The organism is Klebsiella sp. WP3-W18-ESBL-02 (assembly GCF_014168815.1).
GTDB lineage: Bacteria > Pseudomonadota > Gammaproteobacteria > Enterobacterales > Enterobacteriaceae > Kluyvera > Kluyvera ascorbata_B.
Genome location: NZ_AP021972.1, coordinates 4,947,380 through 4,968,058, shown reverse-complemented (window position 1 = coordinate 4,968,058; position 20,679 = coordinate 4,947,380). Strand labels below are relative to the sequence as shown.

The 20,679-nt window shown below is 54.4% G+C and carries 13 protein-coding genes, 4 tRNA genes, 3 rRNA genes, 1 pseudogene and 1 riboswitch; of the genes and pseudogenes, 17 read left to right on the top strand and 4 right to left on the bottom strand.

Annotated elements, in window-relative coordinates:
* Positions 1 to 107: 107 nt before the first annotated feature.
* Together argH and oxyR are read left to right on the top strand one after the other, a co-directional pair.
* Positions 108 to 1,481: an argininosuccinate lyase gene (argH, locus tag H7R56_RS23805; protein ID WP_106929404.1), complete on the top strand. Its 1,374-nt coding sequence runs from the start codon at positions 108 to 110 to the stop codon at positions 1,479 to 1,481.
* Positions 1,482 to 1,786: 305 nt separating this feature from the next.
* On the top strand, positions 1,787 to 2,704 hold the full coding sequence (oxyR, locus tag H7R56_RS23800; RefSeq protein WP_106929406.1) for a DNA-binding transcriptional regulator OxyR: 918 nt from the start codon (positions 1,787 to 1,789) through the stop codon (positions 2,702 to 2,704).
* Here oxyR and sthA read toward each other — a convergent pair.
* Positions 2,687 to 4,087 (bottom strand): Si-specific NAD(P)(+) transhydrogenase, encoded by a 1,401-nt coding sequence (gene sthA / locus H7R56_RS23795; RefSeq protein WP_106929407.1) that lies wholly within the window; start codon positions 4,085 to 4,087, stop codon positions 2,687 to 2,689. The two genes, oxyR and sthA, sit on opposite strands and share 18 nt — an antisense overlap.
* A gap of 197 nt (positions 4,088 to 4,284) precedes the next feature.
* Here sthA and fabR point away from each other — a divergent pair, with 197 nt between their 5' ends.
* Positions 4,285 to 4,920 (top strand): HTH-type transcriptional repressor FabR, encoded by a 636-nt coding sequence (gene fabR / locus H7R56_RS23790; protein WP_106929409.1) that lies wholly within the window; start codon positions 4,285 to 4,287, stop codon positions 4,918 to 4,920.
* A gap of 15 nt (positions 4,921 to 4,935) precedes the next feature.
* Positions 4,936 to 5,289 (top strand): YijD family membrane protein, encoded by a 354-nt coding sequence (locus H7R56_RS23785; protein ID WP_106929411.1) that lies wholly within the window; start codon positions 4,936 to 4,938, stop codon positions 5,287 to 5,289.
* An 88-nt stretch (positions 5,290 to 5,377) separates the two neighbouring features.
* Here the strand turns inward: H7R56_RS23785 and trmA are convergent, their stop codons facing one another.
* Positions 5,378 to 6,478 (bottom strand): tRNA (uridine(54)-C5)-methyltransferase TrmA, encoded by a 1,101-nt coding sequence (gene trmA, locus H7R56_RS23780; protein WP_106929412.1) that lies wholly within the window; start codon positions 6,476 to 6,478, stop codon positions 5,378 to 5,380.
* A 114-nt stretch (positions 6,479 to 6,592) separates the two neighbouring features.
* Positions 6,593 to 6,780, top strand: a riboswitch (cobalamin riboswitch).
* 64 nt (positions 6,781 to 6,844) lie between these two features.
* Between trmA and btuB the strand changes: the two genes are divergently transcribed.
* From btuB to H7R56_RS23735, 9 genes are all read left to right on the top strand, one after another.
* Positions 6,845 to 8,701 carry a TonB-dependent vitamin B12 receptor BtuB gene (btuB, locus tag H7R56_RS23775; protein ID WP_106929414.1) on the top strand — a complete coding sequence of 619 codons (1,857 nt, stop codon included), beginning with the start codon at positions 6,845 to 6,847 and terminating at the stop codon, positions 8,699 to 8,701.
* Positions 8,646 to 9,503, top strand: coding sequence for a glutamate racemase (murI, locus tag H7R56_RS23770; protein ID WP_106929415.1), 858 nt, complete (start codon positions 8,646 to 8,648; stop codon positions 9,501 to 9,503). Before btuB ends, murI begins: the two co-directional genes overlap by 56 nt.
* 369 nt (positions 9,504 to 9,872) lie before the next feature.
* Positions 9,873 to 11,412: ribosomal RNA gene (locus H7R56_RS23765) — 16S ribosomal RNA — on the top strand.
* A 70-nt stretch (positions 11,413 to 11,482) separates the two neighbouring features.
* Positions 11,483 to 11,559: transfer RNA gene (locus tag H7R56_RS23760), tRNA-Ile, on the top strand.
* A gap of 38 nt (positions 11,560 to 11,597) precedes the next feature.
* A tRNA-Ala gene (locus H7R56_RS23755) sits at positions 11,598 to 11,673 on the top strand.
* 206 nt (positions 11,674 to 11,879) lie between these two features.
* Positions 11,880 to 14,786 (top strand): 23S ribosomal RNA (locus H7R56_RS23750).
* 95 nt (positions 14,787 to 14,881) lie between these two features.
* Positions 14,882 to 14,997 (top strand): 5S ribosomal RNA (gene rrf / locus H7R56_RS23745).
* The 16S, 23S and 5S rRNA genes sit together here with 4 tRNA genes alongside, the layout of an rRNA operon.
* A 55-nt stretch (positions 14,998 to 15,052) precedes the next feature.
* A tRNA-Asp gene (locus tag H7R56_RS23740) sits at positions 15,053 to 15,129 on the top strand.
* Between the two features lie 52 nt (positions 15,130 to 15,181).
* A tRNA-Trp gene (locus H7R56_RS23735) sits at positions 15,182 to 15,257 on the top strand.
* A 98-nt stretch (positions 15,258 to 15,355) separates the two neighbouring features.
* On the opposite strand, the gene hdfR is transcribed toward H7R56_RS23735, so the two are convergent.
* Positions 15,356 to 16,174, bottom strand: a complete 819-nt coding sequence (gene hdfR, locus H7R56_RS23730; protein WP_106929765.1) for an HTH-type transcriptional regulator HdfR — start codon at positions 16,172 to 16,174, stop codon at positions 15,356 to 15,358.
* A gap of 118 nt (positions 16,175 to 16,292) precedes the next feature.
* Here hdfR and H7R56_RS23725 point away from each other — a divergent pair, with 118 nt between their 5' ends.
* Complete coding sequence (locus tag H7R56_RS23725) at positions 16,293 to 16,631, top strand: MaoP family protein (RefSeq protein ID WP_064549235.1); 339 nt, start codon at positions 16,293 to 16,295, stop codon at positions 16,629 to 16,631.
* A 25-nt stretch (positions 16,632 to 16,656) separates the two neighbouring features.
* Here the strand turns inward: H7R56_RS23725 and H7R56_RS23720 are convergent.
* Positions 16,657 to 18,177 (bottom strand): annotated as a pseudogene (locus H7R56_RS23720) (YifB family Mg chelatase-like AAA ATPase).
* Positions 18,178 to 18,531: 354 nt separating this feature from the next.
* On the opposite strand from H7R56_RS23720, the gene ilvL reads away from it, so the two are divergent.
* From ilvL to ilvM, 3 genes are all read left to right on the top strand, one after another.
* Positions 18,532 to 18,630, top strand: a complete 99-nt coding sequence (gene ilvL, locus H7R56_RS23715; RefSeq protein WP_015966468.1) for an ilv operon leader peptide — start codon at positions 18,532 to 18,534, stop codon at positions 18,628 to 18,630.
* A gap of 139 nt (positions 18,631 to 18,769) precedes the next feature.
* Positions 18,770 to 20,416, top strand: coding sequence for an acetolactate synthase 2 catalytic subunit (gene ilvG / locus H7R56_RS23710; RefSeq protein ID WP_106929767.1), 1,647 nt, complete (start codon positions 18,770 to 18,772; stop codon positions 20,414 to 20,416).
* Positions 20,413 to 20,679 (top strand): acetolactate synthase 2 small subunit, encoded by a 267-nt coding sequence (gene ilvM / locus H7R56_RS23705; protein WP_106929769.1) that lies wholly within the window; start codon positions 20,413 to 20,415, stop codon positions 20,677 to 20,679. Before ilvG ends, ilvM begins: the two co-directional genes overlap by 4 nt.

Sequence of the window (20,679 nt, the reverse complement as noted above, 5' to 3'; positions counted from 1 at the left end):
CGGATGGCGGCGTAAACGCCTTATCCGGCCTGCGTGAACAGAACCTGTAGGCCGGATAAGCGTAGCGCCATCCGGCAGTGAAATCGAAGAAATTAAGGAAGCATGTTATGGCACTTTGGGGTGGGCGTTTTACTCAGGCAGCGGATCAGCGGTTCAAACAGTTCAATGACTCTTTACGCTTTGATTATCGCCTGGCGGAGCAGGATATCGTTGGCTCTGTTGCCTGGTCCAAAGCGCTGGTGACGGTTGGCGTGCTGACCGCTGACGAACAGTCTCAGCTGGAAAGCGCGCTGGGCGTGCTGCTGGAAGAGGTTCGCGCCAATCCGCAGCAGATTCTGGAAAGCGATGCTGAAGATATCCATAGCTGGGTAGAAGGCAAGCTGATCGACAAAGTGGGTCAGCTGGGTAAAAAGCTGCACACCGGCCGTAGCCGTAACGATCAGGTGGCGACTGACCTGAAGCTGTGGTGCAAAGATACCGTTGCAGAGCTGCTGGTGGCTAACCGTCAGCTGCAAAGTGCGCTGGTTGAGACGGCGCAGGCGAATCAGGACGCAGTGATGCCGGGCTATACTCACCTGCAGCGCGCGCAGCCGGTGACGTTTGCCCACTGGTGCCTGGCCTACGTTGAGATGTTGGCCCGTGACGAAAGCCGTCTTCAGGATACCCTGAAGCGTCTGGACGTTAGCCCGCTGGGCTGCGGCGCGCTGGCGGGGACCGCGTATGAAATCGACCGTGAACAGCTGGCCGGCTGGCTGGGCTTTGCTTCTGCAACCCGCAACAGCCTGGACAGCGTTTCCGACCGTGACCACGTGCTGGAGCTGCTTTCCAACGCCTCTATCGGCATGGTGCACCTGTCACGCTTCGCCGAAGATCTGATCTTCTTTAATACCGGGGAAGCCGGTTTTGTTGAGCTGTCCGATCGCGTGACCTCAGGCTCTTCTCTGATGCCGCAGAAGAAAAACCCGGACGCGCTGGAGCTGATCCGCGGTAAATGCGGACGCGTGCAGGGTGCGCTGACCGGCATGATGATGACCCTTAAAGGGCTGCCGCTGGCCTATAACAAAGACATGCAGGAAGACAAAGAAGGCGTGTTCGATGCGCTGGATACCTGGATGGACTGTCTGCACATGGCGGCGCTGGTGCTGGACGGCATTCAGGTGAAACGCCCGCGCTGCCAGGAAGCCGCGCAGCAGGGTTATGCTAACGCGACTGAACTGGCGGATTATCTGGTTGCCAAGGGCGTCCCGTTCCGTGAAGCACACCATATTGTGGGTGAAGCCGTCGTCGAAGCCATTGCACAGGGTAAACCGCTGGAAGATCTGGCGCTGGCTGATTTGCAAAAATTCAGCGCGGTGATTGGCGAAGATGTCTATCCGATTCTGTCGCTGCAATCCTGCCTCGATAAACGTGCGGCGAAAGGCGGCGTATCACCGAAACAGGTGGCGCAGGCGATTAGCGACGCAAAGGCTCGCCTTGCGTAGCCATGTTTTGTAGGCCTGATAAGCGTAGCGCCATCAGGCACTAATATCAGTAGCCCGGCCAAGCGTAAGCAACGCCGGGTATTTTATGCGTAAAAAAAGCGGGCCACGGGGCCCGCAAACGTTCATGTTGGCTTTAGTTAGTCGAGTTTTGAGAGAAACTCAGAAATCGGCGCGATGACTTCAAGGGTTAAACAAGGACCGCGCGGTTTCTGTGGTTTATTATTAAACAGAATCCTTGATAGGGATAATCATTCATTGCTATTCTATCTATCGCCATGAACTATCGTGGCGATGGAGGATGAATAATGAATATTCGCGATCTTGAATACCTGGTGGCGTTAGCTGAACACCGGCATTTCCGCCGGGCGGCAGATTCCTGCCACGTCAGCCAGCCAACTCTGAGCGGGCAGATTCGAAAACTGGAAGATGAACTGGGCGTGATGCTGCTGGAGCGTACCAGCCGCAAGGTGCTGTTTACCCAGGCCGGACTGCTGCTGGTGGACCAGGCGCGTACGGTGTTACGCGAGGTCAAAGTGCTGAAGGAGATGGCTAGCCAACAGGGGGAGACGATGTCCGGCCCGCTGCATATCGGCCTGATCCCGACCGTTGGCCCGTACCTGCTGCCCCACATAATCCCGATGCTGCACCAGACGTTCCCGAAGCTCGAAATGTATCTGCATGAAGCGCAAACCCATCAGCTGCTGGCGCAACTCGATAGCGGTAAGCTGGATTGCGCCATTCTGGCGCTGGTCAAAGAGAGCGAAGCCTTTATTGAGGTGCCGCTGTTTGATGAGCCGATGCTGCTGGCGATCTATGAAGATCACCCGTGGGCCGAGCGCGATCGCGTGCCGATGTCGGATCTGGCCGGTGAGAAACTGCTGATGCTGGAAGATGGCCACTGCCTGCGCGATCAGGCCATGGGCTTCTGTTTTGAAGCCGGTGCGGATGAAGATACTCACTTCCGCGCGACCAGTCTGGAAACCCTGCGCAATATGGTGGCGGCGGGCAGCGGGATTACCCTACTGCCGGCGTTGGCCGTGCCGCCGGAGCGGAAACGCGATGGTGTGGTCTACCTGCCGTGCATTAAGCCGGAACCGCGCCGCACCGTGGGGCTGGTGTATCGACCGGGGTCGCCGCTGCGCAGCCGCTATGAGCAGCTGGCAGAGGCCGTCCGTGAGACGATGGACGGCCATTTCGAAAAGACGTTAAAAAAGGCGATTTAAGCCGTTTAGCGCAGCGACCCGATAGGCTTCTGCCATGGTCGGGTAGTTAAAGGTGGTGTTAACGAAGTACTCAATGGTGTTACCGCCACCTTTCTGCTCCATAATCGCCTGGCCGATGTGAATAATTTCGGCCGCGCGTTCCCCAAAGCAATGAATGCCGAGGATTTCTTTCGTCTCCCGATGGAACAGGATCTTCAGGCTTCCTACGCTCATGCCCACGATTTGCGCTCGCGCCAGATGTTTAAACTGGGCGCGGCCCACTTCATACGGCACCTTCATCGCGGTCAGCTGCTGTTCGGTTTTGCCGACGGAGCTGATTTCAGGAATGGTATAGATCCCGGTCGGGATATCTTCAATCAGGTGAGCGGTCGCTTCGCCTTTCATCAGCGCCTGTGCAGCAATACGTCCCTGATCGTAGGCGGCGGAGGCCAGGCTTGGATAGCCGATGACGTCGCCGACGGCGTAAACGTGCGGCAGCGCGGTCTGGTACAGGCTATTGACCTTCAACTGACCGCGGCCATCGGCCTGCAGGCCGATGTTTTCCAGCGACAGCGAGTCGGTGTTGCCGGTACGGCCGTTGGCGAACAGCAGACAATCGGCTTTTAGCTTTTTGCCGGACTTCAGGTGCATGATCACGCCGTCGTCCACGCCTTCAATTTTCTCGTACTCTTCGTTGTGGCGAATGACCACACCGCTATTCCAGAAGTGGTAAGACAACGAGTCTGACATCTCCTGGTCGAGAAACGCCAGCAGGCGGTCGCGGGTGTTGATCAGGTCAACCTTCACGTCCATACCGCGGAAGATAGACGCGTATTCGCAGCCGATAACCCCGGCGCCGTAAATAATGACGTGGCGAGGTTCATGGTGCAGGCTCAGGATAGAGTCGCTGTCATAAATGCGCGGGTGAGTGAAATCGACATCGGCCGGACGATACGGGCGCGAGCCGCAGGCGATCACGAACTTGTCAGCGGTTAATGTTTCAACCGACCCATCCGGGCATTCCAGCGCGATGGTATGTTCGTCGACGAAACGGGCGTCGCCCTGCAGCATTTCGCAGTGATTGCGCTCATAAAAACCCTGACGCATACGAGTCTGCTGATTGATTACGCTATCAGCATGATTCAGGATGTCGGCAAAGGAAGAGCGGAGAAGTCGGCTGTGGTCGCTGTAGAGAGGGTTCTGGTTGAATTCGATAATACGGCTGACGGCGTGGCGAAGGGCTTTGGAAGGAATGGTACCCCAGTGGGTACAGCCGCCGCCGACATTATGATAACGCTCAATAACGGCGACACGGGCTCCCTGCTTCACCAGACCCATAGCAGCACCTTCGCCGCCGGGGCCGGAACCAATTACTATTGCATCATAATCGTAGGAATGTGGCATGGTAAGGCTTACCTGTTCTTATACATAAAAGCAACAGAATCATAACATCATCGAAGTAATAACCCAATTATCGTTGGGCTTTTTTCATACGAAATAGCATAAATAGCATGTAAACAATCATTAACAAAGCTGCGTAAGTCGATTCGTTTTAATCTCTGGTATAGTGCCAGCAGGTCATGTGGAAGGATTCAGTCATCGTGATGGGTGTTAGAGCGCAACAAAAAGAAAAAACCCGGCGGTCGCTGGTAGAAGCGGCATTCAGTCAACTTAGTGCCGAACGTAGTTTTGCCAGCCTGAGCCTGCGCGAAGTCGCGCGTGAGGCAGGAATTGCGCCAACCTCTTTTTATCGCCACTTCCGCGATGTGGATGAGCTGGGGCTGACGATGGTCGATGAAAGCGGCCTGATGCTGCGTCAGCTGATGCGTCAGGCGCGCCAGCGGATTGCCAAAGGCGGTAGCGTTATTCGTACCTCCGTTTCGACCTTTATGGAATTTATCGGCAATAATCCAAACGCCTTCCGCCTGCTTCTGCGCGAACGTTCAGGAACGTCCGCCGCATTTCGCGCGGCGGTAGCGCGTGAAATTCAGCATTTCATTGCGGAACTTGCTGACTATCTGGAAATCGAAAACCATATGCCGCGTGCCTTCACGGAAGCGCAGGCCGAGGCGATGGTAACCATTGTATTTAGCGCAGGGGCCGAGGCGCTGGACGTGAGCCCTGAACAGCGCCGGCAGTTGGAAGAACGGCTGGTGCTGCAATTACGGATGATCTCAAAAGGCGCGTACTACTGGTATCGCCGTGAACAAGAGAAGACGACACATCAGTCCGAATAAGGTGGTAAACGAGCAATGAAACTGTCAGGTCAAGAAAAGGGTACGCTGCTGCTGGCGCTGTTGGCTGGCTTATCGATTAACGGCACGTTTGCAGCCCTGTTTAGCTCCATCGTACCTTTCTCCGTTTTTCCCATTATCTCGCTGGTGCTGACGGTTTACTGTCTGCATCAACGCTATCAGAACCGTACGATGCCGGTGGGGTTGCCAGGCCTTGCTGCTGCCTGCTTTATTCTGGGCGTGCTGCTGTATAGCACAGTGGTGCGTGCCGAGTATCCGGACATCGGGTCTAACTTCTTCCCGGCGGTACTGTCGGTAGCGATGGTCTTCTGGATCGGTTACCGGATGCGTAACCGCAAACACGAGTCCTAATCAGTAGGCCGGATAAGCGCAGCGTCATCCGGCGCTGACGGAGCAGATTGCCGGATGGCGGCTTCGCTTATCCGGCCTACGTTAAGTCTTACTTCTTCGTGAGCAGTACGCCGCATTCCATATGGTGGGTGTATGGGAACTGGTCGAACAGCGCCAGGCGGCTAACGTTATGCGTCTGGCTCAAGGTTTCCAGGTTCTGGCATAGCGTCTGCGGGTTACAGGAGATGTACAGAATATTCGGGTACCCCTGCACCATTTTCTCGGTTTCACTATCCAGCCCGCTGCGCGGTGGGTCGACGAAAATCGTTTCGCACTGATAGCTTTTCAGATCGATGCCCTGCAGGCGGTTAAACTCACGCACGCCGTTCATCGCTTGCGTAAACTCCTCTGCCGCCATGCGGATAATCTGCACGTTGTCGATCTGGTTGGCGGCGATATTGTACTGCGCGGCCGCGACCGATGGCTTGGCGATTTCAGTGGCCAGCACGCGGTTGAAGTTGCGCGCCAGCGCCAGCGAGAAGTTACCGTTACCGCAGTACAGTTCCAGCAGGTCGCCGCGTGAATTTTGCGTGGCGTTGAGTGCCCACTCCAGCATGTGAATGTTCATCGCAGCATTCGGCTGCGTGAAGCTATTCTCCACCTGACGGTAGATCATTTCTTTGCCTGCCACCGGCAGGCGTTCATCGATATAGTCCTGATCCAGTTCGATTTTTGTTTTCGTCGCGCGGCCAATCAGATGCACGTTAAGCCCTTTGGCCCGCAGCGCGTCACGTAGCGCTTCAGCCTCTTCACGCCACTCGTCATCCAGCTTTTTATGGTACAGCAGCGAGACTACCGCCTGATGGCTTAGGGTGGTGAGGTAGTCAATCTGGAACAGCTTATGGCGAAGCGCGTGGTTGCCGCGCACGCCCTCGAGCATGGCGGTCATCAGCGTGTTAATCAGCTCGCTGGCCGCCGGGAACGTGTCGACGCGAATACGGCTTTTGCTCTGCTGGTCGAACATGATGTGATACAGGTCATCACCATCGTGCCAGATGCGGAATTCGGCGCGCATGCGGTAGTGGCTGACCGGCGAGCGGAACACCTCCGGCGCGGGCGCGCTAAACGGCGCCATCATCGTTTGCAGGCGAGTGACTTTCTCGGCGAGCTGAGCGTCGTACTGTTCGGTAGGGAGGTGTTCGGGGGTCATGATGCATCCTGAATAATAAAAGTACGCGGGGATTGTAGGGCCTGCTCAGGGGATGTCCAGTACCGAGACAGGTGAAAATCATAAATAGCAGTCTGGACATCTATATGTAACTAAATGTAGCATCCCCGTACCGGTCCTGTGAGTTAAAAGGGAATCCAGTGTGAATCTGGGGCTGACGCGCAGCGGTAAGGAAGGTGGGAAACGAATGCACCCGATGCAGACACTGCGGCTTGCCGTGGGAAGTCCTCGTTTTCCGATGTCGCCTCCAAGCCCGAAGACCTGCCGGATGACGTCGCATGGGGTTTTATCGTCGCGAACAACGTATAAAGCCTGCGGCATCCTTTTTATGTTTCGGATGCTTTAAAAATGATTAAAAAAGCTTCGCTGCTGACGGCGTTATCCGTCACGGCATTTTCTGGCTGGGCGCAAGACAGCAATTCAGACACGCTGGTGGTGACCGCCAACCGCTTCCAACAACCTGTTAATACCGTTCTGGCTCCTACGGATATTGTTACGCGTGATGATATTCAGCGCTGGCAATCTAAAGATCTGAACGACGTTATGCGCCGCCTGCCGGGCGTTGATATCGCTCAGAATGGCGGTATCGGGCAGAGCGCTTCTCTTTATGTCCGCGGTACCGAAGGACGCCACGTGCTGGTGCTGATTGACGGCGTGCCTATGGCGCGTGCGGGCATTTCCAATGGCATTGATATTGGGCAGATTCCGGTATCGCTGGTGCAGCGCATTGAGTATATCCGTGGGCCGCGTTCAGCGGTGTACGGGTCTGGCGCGATCGGCGGTGTCGTCAACATTATTACCTTGACCGACGATGAGCACGCTCAGATTAATGCCGGTGCGGGTACTAACGGCTATCAGACTTATGATGGCGCGGTGAACAAACGCTTTGGCGACACGCTGGTGACGGCGGCTGGGGCTTACCAGACGACTCACGGCTTCAACGTTCAGCCGGATTCCCCTTACAGCGGTGATAGCGACCGTGACGGCTATCGCAATAAACTGTTCTGGGGCGGCGTACAGCATAAGTTCGACGATAACTTCTCCGGCTTTTTCCGTGGCTATGGCTATACCGCTAACAGCGATTACGATCAGGGTTCTTATGGGTATGCGGGCGGTAACGACGAGGCGCAGAACTATACGCAGTCCTGGGATACGGGCCTGCGCTACAGCTCGGGTATTTACTCTTCCCAGCTGATTGCGAACTACCAACACCTGAAAAATTACAACTACAGCAACGATCTCGGCCGCTATGCCGGGGATGCGACGCTGGACAATATGGAACAGCGTTATATCCAGTGGGGGAATAACGTTGAAGTTGGGCACGGGGCGATTAGCGGCGGCGTCGACTGGAAACAGGAAAAACTGACGTCCAGCAGCACCACGTTATCGGATGTCTATAAGCGCGATACGACCGGGCTATACCTGACCGGGCAGCAGCAGCTTGGCGACGTCACCTTAGAAGCTTCCGGACGTGAAGATCATGATGAGCAGTTCGGCTGGCACGGCACCTGGCAAACGGCCGCAGGCTGGCAGTTTGTCGATGGCTATCGGGCCACGCTCTCTTATGGTACTGGCTTCCTGGCACCTTCTCTGGGGCAACAGTTTGGGGCGACGCGCTTTGCTTCATCCTATGGGCCGGGCATTGCCGCTAACCCTGACCTGAAACCGGAAGAGTCTAAGCAATGGGAAGCGGGTCTTGAAGGGTTAACCGGTCCGCTGGACTGGCGTCTGTCGGCTTATCATTACGAAATCCAGAACCTGATTGACTACAAAAACAATCAGTACATCAACGTGAAGTCGGCCACCATTAAGGGGCTTGAATGGACGGGGAATATCGCCACCGGTCCAGTGGAGCATCATCTGACGCTGCAATACGTCGATCCACGTGATGACCAAACTGACAAGGTGCTTTATCGCCGCGCTAAGCAGCAGGTGAAGTATGAGCTGACCGGACAGGTTTACGATCTTGGCTGGAATGTCATGTATCAGTACCTGGGTGAGCGCTACGATAATGATTATGACAATAATCGTGATGTAAAAATGGGCGGCGTGAGCTTATGGGACATCGGATTATCGTATCCGGTCACCTCACACCTGACAGTTCGTGGTAAAATAGCCAACCTGTTCGATAAAGATTACGAGACAGTTTATGGCTACCAAACTGCAGGACGGGAATACACCTTGTCTGGCAGCTACACCTTCTGAACCACGTCCCACCGTGCTGGTATTTGATTCCGGCGTAGGTGGGCTGTCGGTCTACGATGAGATCCGGCATCTCTTGCCGGATCTTCATTACATCTATGCGTTCGATAACGTCGCTTTCCCGTATGGCGAGAAGAGTGAAGAGTTTATCGTTGAGCGCGTTGTTGAAATCGTCACTGCGGTACAGCAGCGTTATCCATTAGCGCTGGCCGTCATCGCCTGTAACACGGCGAGCACGGTATCGCTGCCCGCGCTGCGTGAGCACTTCGGCTTCCCCGTTGTGGGCGTAGTCCCGGCCATTAAACCGGCGGCGCGTCTTTCGGCGAACCGTATCGTCGGGCTGCTGGCAACGCGAGGGACGGTGAAGCGTCCTTATACGCATGAGCTGATCGCCCGCTTTGCTAACGAATGCCGTATAGAGATGCTCGGTTCTGCAGAGCTGGTGGAGCTGGCTGAAGCGAAGCTGCACGGCGAACCGGTGCCACTCGACGAGTTGAAGCGCATTCTTCGCCCATGGCTTCGTATGCCGGAGCCGCCGGATACCGTCGTGCTCGGCTGCACCCACTTCCCGCTATTACAAGAGGAACTGCTGCAGGTGTTGCCGGAGGGTACCCGACTGGTGGATTCCGGTGCGGCGATTGCGCGTCGAACGGCCTGGTTGCTTGAGCATGAGGCACCGGATGCGAAATCCAGTGAACCGAATCTGGCCTACTGCATGGCGCTCACGGCGGAAACTGAGCAACTTTTACCCGTTTTACGCCGTTATGGCTTTGAAACGCTCGAAAAACTGCCTGTTTCATCCTGATTTGTTCAAAAAAGAGACGCTTGAAAAGTTTTTTTAAAACAGGGCTTGTCAACGTCTCAGAACTCCCTATAATGCGCCTCCACTGACACGGAACAACGGATTACAAGCCGCCGGGTCAGCGAGGTTCTCCTGAGAATCTCAACAGAGAAAAGCGAAATTAAATGCTTGACTCTGAAGCGGGAAAGCGTAATATGCACATCCCGCGCCGCTGAGAAAAGCGAAGCGGCACTGCTCTTTAACAATTTATCAGACAATCTGTGTGGGCACTCGAAGATACGGATTCTTAACGTCGCAAGACGAAAAATGAATACCAAGTCTCTGAGTGAACACGTAATTCATTACGAAGTTTAATTCACGAGCATCAAACTTAAATTGAAGAGTTTGATCATGGCTCAGATTGAACGCTGGCGGCAGGCCTAACACATGCAAGTCGAACGGTAGCACAGAGAGCTTGCTCTTGGGTGACGAGTGGCGGACGGGTGAGTAATGTCTGGGAAACTGCCCGATGGAGGGGGATAACTACTGGAAACGGTAGCTAATACCGCATAACGTCGCAAGACCAAAGTGGGGGACCTTCGGGCCTCACACCATCGGATGTGCCCAGATGGGATTAGCTAGTAGGTGGGGTAACGGCTCACCTAGGCGACGATCCCTAGCTGGTCTGAGAGGATGACCAGCCACACTGGAACTGAGACACGGTCCAGACTCCTACGGGAGGCAGCAGTGGGGAATATTGCACAATGGGCGCAAGCCTGATGCAGCCATGCCGCGTGTATGAAGAAGGCCTTCGGGTTGTAAAGTACTTTCAGCGAGGAGGAAGGCGTTGTGGTTAATAACCGCAACGATTGACGTTACTCGCAGAAGAAGCACCGGCTAACTCCGTGCCAGCAGCCGCGGTAATACGGAGGGTGCAAGCGTTAATCGGAATTACTGGGCGTAAAGCGCACGCAGGCGGTTTGTTAAGTCAGATGTGAAATCCCCGGGCTCAACCTGGGAACTGCATTTGAAACTGGCAAGCTTGAGTCTCGTAGAGGGGGGTAGAATTCCAGGTGTAGCGGTGAAATGCGTAGAGATCTGGAGGAATACCGGTGGCGAAGGCGGCCCCCTGGACGAAGACTGACGCTCAGGTGCGAAAGCGTGGGGAGCAAACAGGATTAGATACCCTGGTAGTCCACGCCGTAAACGATGTCTATTTGGAGGTTGTTCCCTTGAGGAGTGGCTTCCGGAGCTAACGCGTTAAATAGACCGCCTGGGGAGTACGGCCGCAAGGTTAAAACTCAAATGAATTGACGGGGGCCCGCACAAGCGGTGGAGCATGTGGTTTAATTCGATGCAACGCGAAGAACCTTACCTACTCTTGACATCCACGGAACTTAGCAGAGATGCTTTGGTGCCTTCGGGAACCGTGAGACAGGTGCTGCATGGCTGTCGTCAGCTCGTGTTGTGAAATGTTGGGTTAAGTCCCGCAACGAGCGCAACCCTTATCCTTTGTTGCCAGCGGTTCGGCCGGGAACTCAAAGGAGACTGCCAGTGATAAACTGGAGGAAGGTGGGGATGACGTCAAGTCATCATGGCCCTTACGAGTAGGGCTACACACGTGCTACAATGGCATATACAAAGAGAAGCGACCTCGCGAGAGCAAGCGGACCTCATAAAGTATGTCGTAGTCCGGATTGGAGTCTGCAACTCGACTCCATGAAGTCGGAATCGCTAGTAATCGTAGATCAGAATGCTACGGTGAATACGTTCCCGGGCCTTGTACACACCGCCCGTCACACCATGGGAGTGGGTTGCAAAAGAAGTAGGTAGCTTAACCTTCGGGAGGGCGCTTACCACTTTGTGATTCATGACTGGGGTGAAGTCGTAACAAGGTAACCGTAGGGGAACCTGCGGTTGGATCACCTCCTTACCTTAAAGAAACGTTCTTTGAAGTGCTCACACAGATTGTCTGATGAAAAATAGCAGTAAAGAATCTCTGCAGGCTTGTAGCTCAGGTGGTTAGAGCGCACCCCTGATAAGGGTGAGGTCGGTGGTTCAAGTCCACTCAGGCCTACCAAATTCGTCCCGCGAATTTGAGGGAGATTCATAAACGATGGGGCTATAGCTCAGCTGGGAGAGCGCCTGCTTTGCACGCAGGAGGTCTGCGGTTCGATCCCGCATAGCTCCACCATCTTTACTGCAACAATACAAGAAAACTTCAGAGTGTACCTGAAAAGGTTCACTGCGAAGTTTTGCTCTTTAAAAATCTGGATCAAGCTGAAAATTGAAACGACACACTGTGTCTGTTCTCCGTAATAAGAACAGATAAGCGGTGTGTTCGAGTCTCTCAAATTTTCGCAACACGATGGTGTTTTACGAAACATCTTCGGGTTGTGAGGTTAAGCGACTAAGCGTACACGGTGGATGCCCTGGCAGTCAGAGGCGATGAAGGACGTGCTAATCTGCGATAAGCGTCGGTAAGGTGATATGAACCGTTATAACCGGCGATTTCCGAATGGGGAAACCCAGTGTGTTTCGACACACTATCGTTAACTCAATACATAGGTTAACGAAGCGAACCGGGGGAACTGAAACATCTAAGTACCCCGAGGAAAAGAAATCAACCGAGATTCCCCCAGTAGCGGCGAGCGAACGGGGAGCAGCCCAGAGTCTGAATCAGCTTGTGTGTTAGTGGAACGGTCTGGAAAGTCCGACGGTACAGGGTGATAGTCCCGTACACCAAAATGCACAGGTTGTGAACTCGAAGAGTAGGGCGGGACACGTGGTATCCTGTCTGAATATGGGGGGACCATCCTCCAAGGCTAAATACTCCTGACTGACCGATAGTGAACCAGTACCGTGAGGGAAAGGCGAAAAGAACCCCGGCGAGGGGAGTGAAAAAGAACCTGAAACCGTGTACGTACAAGCAGTGGGAGCCTCTTTATGGGGTGACTGCGTACCTTTTGTATAATGGGTCAGCGACTTATATTCTGTAGCAAGGTTAACCGAATAGGGGAGCCGAAGGGAAACCGAGTCTTAACTGGGCGTTAAGTTGCAGGGTATAGACCCGAAACCCGGTGATCTAGCCATGGGCAGGTTGAAGGTTGGGTAACACTAACTGGAGGACCGAACCGACTAATGTTGAAAAATTAGCGGATGACTTGTGGCTGGGGGTGAAAGGCCAATCAAACCGGGAGATAGCTGGTTCTCCCCGAAAGCTATTTAGGTAGCGCCTCGTGAATTCATCTTCGGGGGTAGAGCACTGTTTCGGCTAGGGGGTCATCCCGACTTACCAACCCGATGCAAACTGCGAATACCGAAGAATGTTATCACGGGAGACACACGGCGGGTGCTAACGTCCGTCGTGAAGAGGGAAACAACCCAGACCGCCAGCTAAGGTCCCAAAGTCACAGTTAAGTGGGAAACGATGTGGGAAGGCTCAGACAGCCAGGATGTTGGCTTAGAAGCAGCCATCATTTAAAGAAAGCGTAATAGCTCACTGGTCGAGTCGGCCTGCGCGGAAGATGTAACGGGGCTAAACTGTGCACCGAAGCTGCGGCAGCGACACTATGTGTTGTTGGGTAGGGGAGCGTTCTGTAAGCCGTTGAAGGTGTCCTGTGAGGGGTGCTGGAGGTATCAGAAGTGCGAATGCTGACATAAGTAACGATAATGCGGGTGAAAAACCCGCACGCCGGAAGACCAAGGGTTCCTGTCCAACGTTAATCGGGGCAGGGTGAGTCGACCCCTAAGGCGAGGCCGAAAGGCGTAGTCGATGGGAAACAGGTTAATATTCCTGTACTTGGTGTTACTGCGAAGGGGGGACGGAGAAGGCTATGTTAGCCGGGCGACGGTTGTCCCGGTTTAAGCATGTAGGCGGGAAGTTTAGGTAAATCCGGACTTCTTTTAACGCTGAGGTGTGATGACGAGGCACTACGGTGCTGAAGTAACAAATGCCCTGCTTCCAGGAAAAGCCTCTAAGCATCAGGTAACATCAAATCGTACCCCAAACCGACACAGGTGGTCAGGTAGAGAATACCAAGGCGCTTGAGAGAACTCGGGTGAAGGAACTAGGCAAAATGGTGCCGTAACTTCGGGAGAAGGCACGCTGATATGTAGGTGAAGTGGTTTACCCATGGAGCTGAAATCAGTCGAAGATACCAGCTGGCTGCAACTGTTTATTAAAAACACAGCACTGTGCAAACACGAAAGTGGACGTATACGGTGTGACGCCTGCCCGGTGCCGGAAGGTTAATTGATGGGGTTAGCGGCAACGCGAAGCTCTTGATCGAAGCCCCGGTAAACGGCGGCCGTAACTATAACGGTCCTAAGGTAGCGAAATTCCTTGTCGGGTAAGTTCCGACCTGCACGAATGGCGTAATGATGGCCAGGCTGTCTCCACCCGAGACTCAGTGAAATTGAACTCGCTGTGAAGATGCAGTGTACCCGCGGCAAGACGGAAAGACCCCGTGAACCTTTACTATAGCTTGACACTGAACACTGGTCCTTGATGTGTAGGATAGGTGGGAGGCTTTGAAGCGCGGACGCCAGTTCGTGTGGAGCCAACCTTGAAATACCACCCTTTAATGGCTGGTGTTCTAACGTAGACCCGTGATCCGGGTTGCGGACAGTGTCTGGTGGGTAGTTTGACTGGGGCGGTCTCCTCCTAAAGAGTAACGGAGGAGCACGAAGGTTAGCTAATCCTGGTCGGACATCAGGAGGTTAGTGCAAAGGCATAAGCTAGCTTGACTGCGAGAGTGACGGCTCGAGCAGGTGCGAAAGCAGGTCTTAGTGATCCGGTGGTTCTGAATGGAAGGGCCATCGCTCAACGGATAAAAGGTACTCCGGGGATAACAGGCTGATACCGCCCAAGAGTTCATATCGACGGCGGTGTTTGGCACCTCGATGTCGGCTCATCACATCCTGGGGCTGAAGTAGGTCCCAAGGGTATGGCTGTTCGCCATTTAAAGTGGTACGCGAGCTGGGTTTAGAACGTCGTGAGACAGTTCGGTCCCTATCTGCCGTGGGCGCTGGAGAATTGAGGGGGGCTGCTCCTAGTACGAGAGGACCGGAGTGGACGCATCACTGGTGTTCGGGTTGTCATGCCAATGGCATTGCCCGGTAGCTAAATGCGGAAGAGATAAGTGCTGAAAGCATCTAAGCACGAAACTTGCCCCGAGATGAGTTCTCCCTGACTCCTTGAGAGTCCTGAAGGAACGTTGAAGACGACGACGTTGATAGGTCGGGTGTGTAAGTGTAGCGATACATTGAGCTAACCGATACTAATGAACCGTGAGGCTTAACCTTACAACGCCGAAGCTGTTTTGGCGAAATTGAGACGATTTTCAGCATTGATTACAGATTAGATTAACCGGCGAAAAGCGGGTTAATAACAGAATTTGCCTGGCGGCCGTAGCGCGGTGGTCCCACCTGACCCCATGCCGAACTCAGAAGTGAAACGCCGTAGCGCCGATGGTAGTGTGGGGTCTCCCCATGCGAGAGTAGGGAACTGCCAGGCATCAAATTGCAGTAAACCGGGATGAATAATCCGGGTAGTGACAAAGAAATTCGGTGGAGCGGTAGTTCAGTCGGTTAGAATACCTGCCTGTCACGCAGGGGGTCGCGGGTTCGAGTCCCGTCCGTTCCGCCACTTATTCAACATTAAGCCTGCTAAATTAGCAGGCTTAATGATAAGAAAATTTAGGGGCGTAGCTCAGTTGGTAGAGCACCGGTCTCCAAAACCGGGTGTCGCGAGTTCGAGTCTCTCCGCCCCTGCCATATATAATCCTTTGCTTAGGCAAAGGATTTTTTTTGCCAAAAATTCACCTTCCTGACGGGCCCATCGTTCTCCCCCGGGCCACCTATTCAGTCTTTACTTAAAATACATTGGTTTTCAATATGTCGCGAATTTGCGCCTGTTTGTCGCTATTTTGCAGCCATATCGCATATAAAGGTCGTAGAATGGCCGTACCATCGGTAACGGGATAGAGATCGTTCTGCTCCTGTGCCCACGACACGGGCAACCAGGTGCAACCTTTTAACGGTAATAGCTGGAGTCGGGCCAGGCTTGCCGAACTGGTGGTCAGCAGCGGGATATCGTCACTGCTAATTAGCCCTGCTTCGTGCTGCTGGAAATCTGCGCCCCACTCCAGACGCAGGTAGTTCAGATCTGCCCTGGTTGTCTCCGGCGTTGCACAGTACAGCTCAAGTGCAAAATGTCCCAGCAGCTGGCTGCTGAATTCATCCATTTTTGGCGCTTCGGTGGTCAGTAACAGATCGAGCTGGCGCTCGTGTAGCTGTTTAACCAGCGACTGGCGTTGGGCGATCCGCGCTTCAAACTGTAGCGTACCGTCGGCCTGATAAAGCCGGGATAGCCAAGCGTTAAGCATACACTCCCATAGCGAAGCGCTAGCACCAATGGAAAACTCATTGTGCCGCGAGGTGTTAGCCACTTCCTTACGCGCGGCCTGCCACGTGCTCATCAGCGTTTCTGCGTAGGGAAGGAGTTTTTCTCCCGCCGCGGTCAAACGAATATTATTGCGATGGCGGGTAAACAGATTGACCCCAAGCTGATTTTCTAACTGACGGATTCGAAAGCTCACCGCAGATTGTGTCAGATAGAGCGCTTCTGCGGCTCGCCCGAAGTGGCGAGTTCTGCTCACTTCGAGGAAAGTTTTCAGCAATTCGGTATCCACAGCTTTCTCCGCAAAATTTTTTGTCGTAATGATTTAAATCTTTTGTTTTACACTCTGTCAAGCGTATCTAATACTCCGCGCCATAAATAGCTCGGCCAAAGAATTAGGAGCGTGTAGGATGGCGGAAAGCTTTACGACGACTAATCGTTTTTTCGATAATAAAAATTATCCGCGCGGGTTCTCTCGTCATGGTGATTTCACCATCAAAGAGGCGCAGCTGCTTGAGCGTTATGGCTTTGCCTTTAACGAACTCGATCTTGGCAAACGCGAGCCGGCAACCGAAGAAGAGCAGCAGTTTGTCTCGGTCTGCCGTGGTGAACGTGAGCCGGCAACGGATGCTGAACGCGTATGGACCAAGTATGTCACGCGCATCAAGCGTCCGAAGCGTTTCCACACCCTGTCCGGCGGTAAGCCGCAGGTGGAAGGCGCTGAAGACTACACTGACAGCGACGATTAATAAAAAAGGGGCCTGGGCCCCTTTTTTATTGTAGTAAAGTTTGAAGATGGGCGAGCATTCTGTCGATGCCGCGATAGCTCAACGCTTCCTGCAAATGATGTCTGGCAATATCCTCTGCCCCCTCCATATCCGCCAGCGTGCGCGAAACCTTTAACAGACGCTGCTAGGCGCGGATCGACAGCCCAAGCTGTGTCAACGTCTGCTCTAGCCACAGAGCGTCCGCTTCTACCAGCGCACAGTATTGCCGGATCTCGCTGCCGCTGAGCTGCGCATTTAGCTTCCCTTGTCGCGCATTCTGACGCTGCTGCGCTGTGATGACCCGCTGTTGTACCGTCAGGCTGCTTTCCCCTACGCGGGCCGATTGGCTCAGTAAGCCCGGCGGCGGTAGCGGAATTTCCAGGGAGAGATCGAACCGGTCGAGAAACGGACCAGACAGCCGATTGAGGTAGCGCAGCGTCTGTTCTGGCGTGCAGCGGTTATGCTGCCCCTCATAGTGACCGGTAGGGCTAGGATTCATCGCAGCAATCAGTTGAAAGCGAGCAGGATAGGTAATTTTGGCCCGCGTACGTGAAATGTGGATTTTGCCAGACTCAATCGGCTCGCGCAGCGCATCCAGCACCCGGCGCTCAAATTCCGGTAGCTCATCGAGGAACAGAATCCCGTTGTGGGCCAGCGAAATCTCTCCCGGGGCGGGAATCGACCCGCCGCCAACCATAGCCGTCAGCGATGCGCTATGGTGAGGTGCACGAAAGGGGCGATGGCGCCATTCACGCTGAATGCGATAGGTATTTTCCAGACTGATAATTGCCGCGCTCTCAAGCGCCTCGCTGTCGCTAAGCGGCGGGAGTAGCCCGCGCAGACGGGTGGCAAGCATGGTTTTACCCGTACCAGGTGGGCCAACGAGCAGCAAATTGTGACCGCCCGACGCGGTGATCTCCAGCGCCCGTTTCCCCTGCAGCTGGCCGATCACATCGCTTAAATCTTCGCAGCTGGCGGGGGCCATCATGCCCTCTGGTGGAGGCTGCCTGAGCGTTTGTTTTCCTTCAAGAAATGCGCAGACTTCAAGAAGGTGGCTGGCAATCAGGCAATCGCTGCCGCCAAGCAGGCCGACCAACGGCGCGTTATCCTCGGCAAGCACAATCTGGCGACCTGAATGTATGGCTTCCATCGCCGCCGATAGCGCCCCAGGAATACCGCGTAGCGCGCCCGTGAGCGCCAGTTCACCCACAAACTCATACTGCCCTAGTTTCTGGCTATTAAGCTGCTCAGAGGCCGCCAGAAGCGCAATAGCGATAGGTAAATCATATCGCCCTCCTTCTTTAGGAAGATCGGCCGGCGCGAGGTTAATGGTGATCTTCTTCGCCGGAAAGGTATAACCGCTGTTGATGATGGCGCTGCGAACCCGGTCGCGCGCCTCTTTGACGGTGGTTTCCGGCAGCCCGACCATGACCAGGCCCGGCAGACCCTGGCTGATATGCACTTCGATAGTAATCAGCGGTGCGCTGACGCCCAGCGCGGCGCGCGTATAGACAACGGATAGCGACATAATTCCTCCCTGAAGATCGCTATTATGTGCGATGCAGTCGTTCCATTAATCTGCTTAATTTGATTATTACGTGGCGTATTCCATAATTTTCACCGACATTCAGCGCATTTCATTAATTTTGGAATCGAGTCCGAATGTTGCTCATATGACGTCAACTTCGCCTCTGCTCAGTCGTTGCGTAGGGAGCAAAAGGTGAAATATTTTCATTTCATAAATTCTCTATATAAAACAAATTGTTTTCATTAAATCCTTAGCGCGGTAAGCAATGCCGTCATAAAAAAAACTTGTGCTTTTTGTGATGTCTGTGGTAACTCTGTAGGTATTCCTTCGAACAAGATGCAAGAACAGACAAAAATGAAAGCCCTTCTACGAGTGATTAGCCTGGTCGTGATTAGCGTGGTGGTGATTATTATCCCACCGTGCGGGGCTGCACTTGGACGAGGAAAGGCTTAGAAATCAAGCCTTAACGAACTAAGACCCCCGCACCGAAAGGTCCGGGGGTTTTTTTATGACCTAAAAACAATAACGGGAGGCAGAACGTGACGCGTAGCATAAAATTCTGTTTCTCACGATCTACGGCGGGGAACTAACTATGAATGGCGCACAGTGGGTGGTACATGCGTTGCGAGCGCAGGGTGTTGAAACGGTATTTGGTTATCCTGGTGGAGCCATCATGCCGGTTTACGACGCACTGTATGACGGCGGCGTAGAGCACCTGCTGTGTCGACACGAACAGGGCGCGGCAATGGCGGCCATCGGCTATGCGCGTGCTACCGGTAAAACCGGCGTTTGCATCGCCACTTCCGGCCCGGGCGCAACCAACCTGATCACCGGTCTGGCCGATGCGTTACTCGATTCCGTGCCCGTTGTGGCCATCACCGGTCAGGTCGCCGCACCGTTAATCGGTACGGATGCTTTTCAGGAAGTGGACGTTCTCGGTTTGTCGCTGGCCTGCACCAAACACAGTTTCCTGGTGCAATCCCTGGAAGAGCTGCCGCGCGTAATGGCAGAGGCGTTCCAGGTGGCAAACTCAGGCCGTCCTGGCCCGGTTCTGGTCGACATTCCGAAGGACGTGCAGGTGGCACAGGGCGATCTGGAACCGTTCTTCTCCACCGTAGAAAGCGACGATGCTTTCCCTCACGCCGAAATGGCGCAGGCCCAGCAGATGCTGGCGCAGGCGCATAAACCGATGCTGTATGTCGGCGGCGGCGTGGGAATGGCGCAGGCGGTACCGGCGCTGCGCGAATTTATGGCCGTCACACAAATGCCAGCGACCTGTACCCTGAAGGGATTGGGCGCAGTGCCAGCCGATTACCCGTTCTACCTCGGTATGTTGGGTATGCACGGTACCAAGGCGGCAAACCTGGCGGTGCAGGAATGCGACCTGCTGATCGCCGTTGGTGCCCGCTTTGACGATCGCGTGACCGGCAAGCTGAATACCTTCGCGCCGCACGCCAGGGTTATCCATATGGATATCGACCCGGCGGAAATGAACAAGCTGCGCCAGACGCATGTGGCATTACAGGGCGACCTGAATGCGCTGCTGCCTGCGCTGCAACAGCCGCTGGCTATCGACGCATGGCGCCAGCACAACGCGGCGATGCGCGCCGAGCACGCCTGGCGTTACGACCATCCTGGTGAGGCAATCTATGCGCCGCTGCTGCTCAAGCAGCTGTCGGACCGTAAACCGGCCGATAGCGTGGTGACCACCGACGTTGGGCAGCACCAGATGTGGTCGGCTCAACATATGACCTATACCCGCCCGGAGAATTTCATCACTTCAAGCGGTTTAGGCACCATGGGCTTCGGTCTGCCGGCCGCCGTTGGCGCACAGGTGGCGCGACCTGACGACACGGTTATCTGTATCTCCGGTGACGGCTCCTTCATGATGAACGTGCAAGAGCTGGGCACCGTGAAACGTAAGCAGTTACCGCTGAAGATAGTCTTACTCGACAACCAGCGTTTAGGGATGGTTCGACAATGGCAGCAGCTGTTCTTCCAGGAACGTTACAGTGAAACCACCCTGACCGATAACCCCGATTTCCTCATGCTGGCCAGCGCCTTCGGCATCCCTGGTCAACACATCACCCGTAAAGACCAGGTTGAAGCGGCACTCGACACCATGCTGGCAAGCGAAGGCCCGTACCTGCTTCATGTCTCAATCGACGAACTTGAGAACGTCTGGCCTCTGGTGCCGCCTGGCGCCAGTAACTCACAAATGCTGGAGAAATTATCATGATGCAACATCAGGTCAACGTGCAGGCCCGCTTCAACCCGGAAACCTTAGAACGCGTGTTACGTGTGGTCCGTCATCGCGGTTTTCAGATTTGCTCGATGAATATGGAGGCGGCCAGCGATGCGCAGAATATAAATATCGAATTGACCGTTGCCAGCCCGCGGTCAGTCGACTTACTGTTTAGTCAATTAAATAAACTGGTGGACGTGGCTTCGGTTGCCGTTCAGCAGTGTACAAGCACATCACAACAACAGATTCGCGCCTGA

Excerpts from the sequence above, each read along its gene's own strand:
- argH (WP_106929404.1), top strand. The coding sequence starts at position 108 with ATGGCACTTTGGGGTGGGCGTTTTACTCAGGCAGCGGATCAGCGGTTC.
- oxyR (WP_106929406.1), top strand. The coding sequence starts at position 1,787 with ATGAATATTCGCGATCTTGAATACCTGGTGGCGTTAGCTGAACACCGG.
- sthA (WP_106929407.1), bottom strand. The coding sequence starts at position 4,087 with ATGCCACATTCCTACGATTATGATGCAATAGTAATTGGTTCCGGCCCC.
- H7R56_RS23785 (WP_106929411.1), top strand. The coding sequence starts at position 4,936 with ATGAAACTGTCAGGTCAAGAAAAGGGTACGCTGCTGCTGGCGCTGTTG.
- trmA (WP_106929412.1), bottom strand. The coding sequence starts at position 6,478 with ATGACCCCCGAACACCTCCCTACCGAACAGTACGACGCTCAGCTCGCC.
- btuB (WP_106929414.1), top strand. The coding sequence starts at position 6,845 with ATGATTAAAAAAGCTTCGCTGCTGACGGCGTTATCCGTCACGGCATTT.
- murI (WP_106929415.1), top strand. The coding sequence starts at position 8,646 with ATGGCTACCAAACTGCAGGACGGGAATACACCTTGTCTGGCAGCTACA.
- H7R56_RS23725 (WP_064549235.1), top strand. The coding sequence starts at position 16,293 with ATGGCGGAAAGCTTTACGACGACTAATCGTTTTTTCGATAATAAAAAT.
- ilvL (WP_015966468.1), top strand. The coding sequence starts at position 18,532 with ATGAAAGCCCTTCTACGAGTGATTAGCCTGGTCGTGATTAGCGTGGTG.
- ilvG (WP_106929767.1), top strand. The coding sequence starts at position 18,770 with ATGAATGGCGCACAGTGGGTGGTACATGCGTTGCGAGCGCAGGGTGTT.
- ilvM (WP_106929769.1), top strand. The coding sequence starts at position 20,413 with ATGATGCAACATCAGGTCAACGTGCAGGCCCGCTTCAACCCGGAAACC.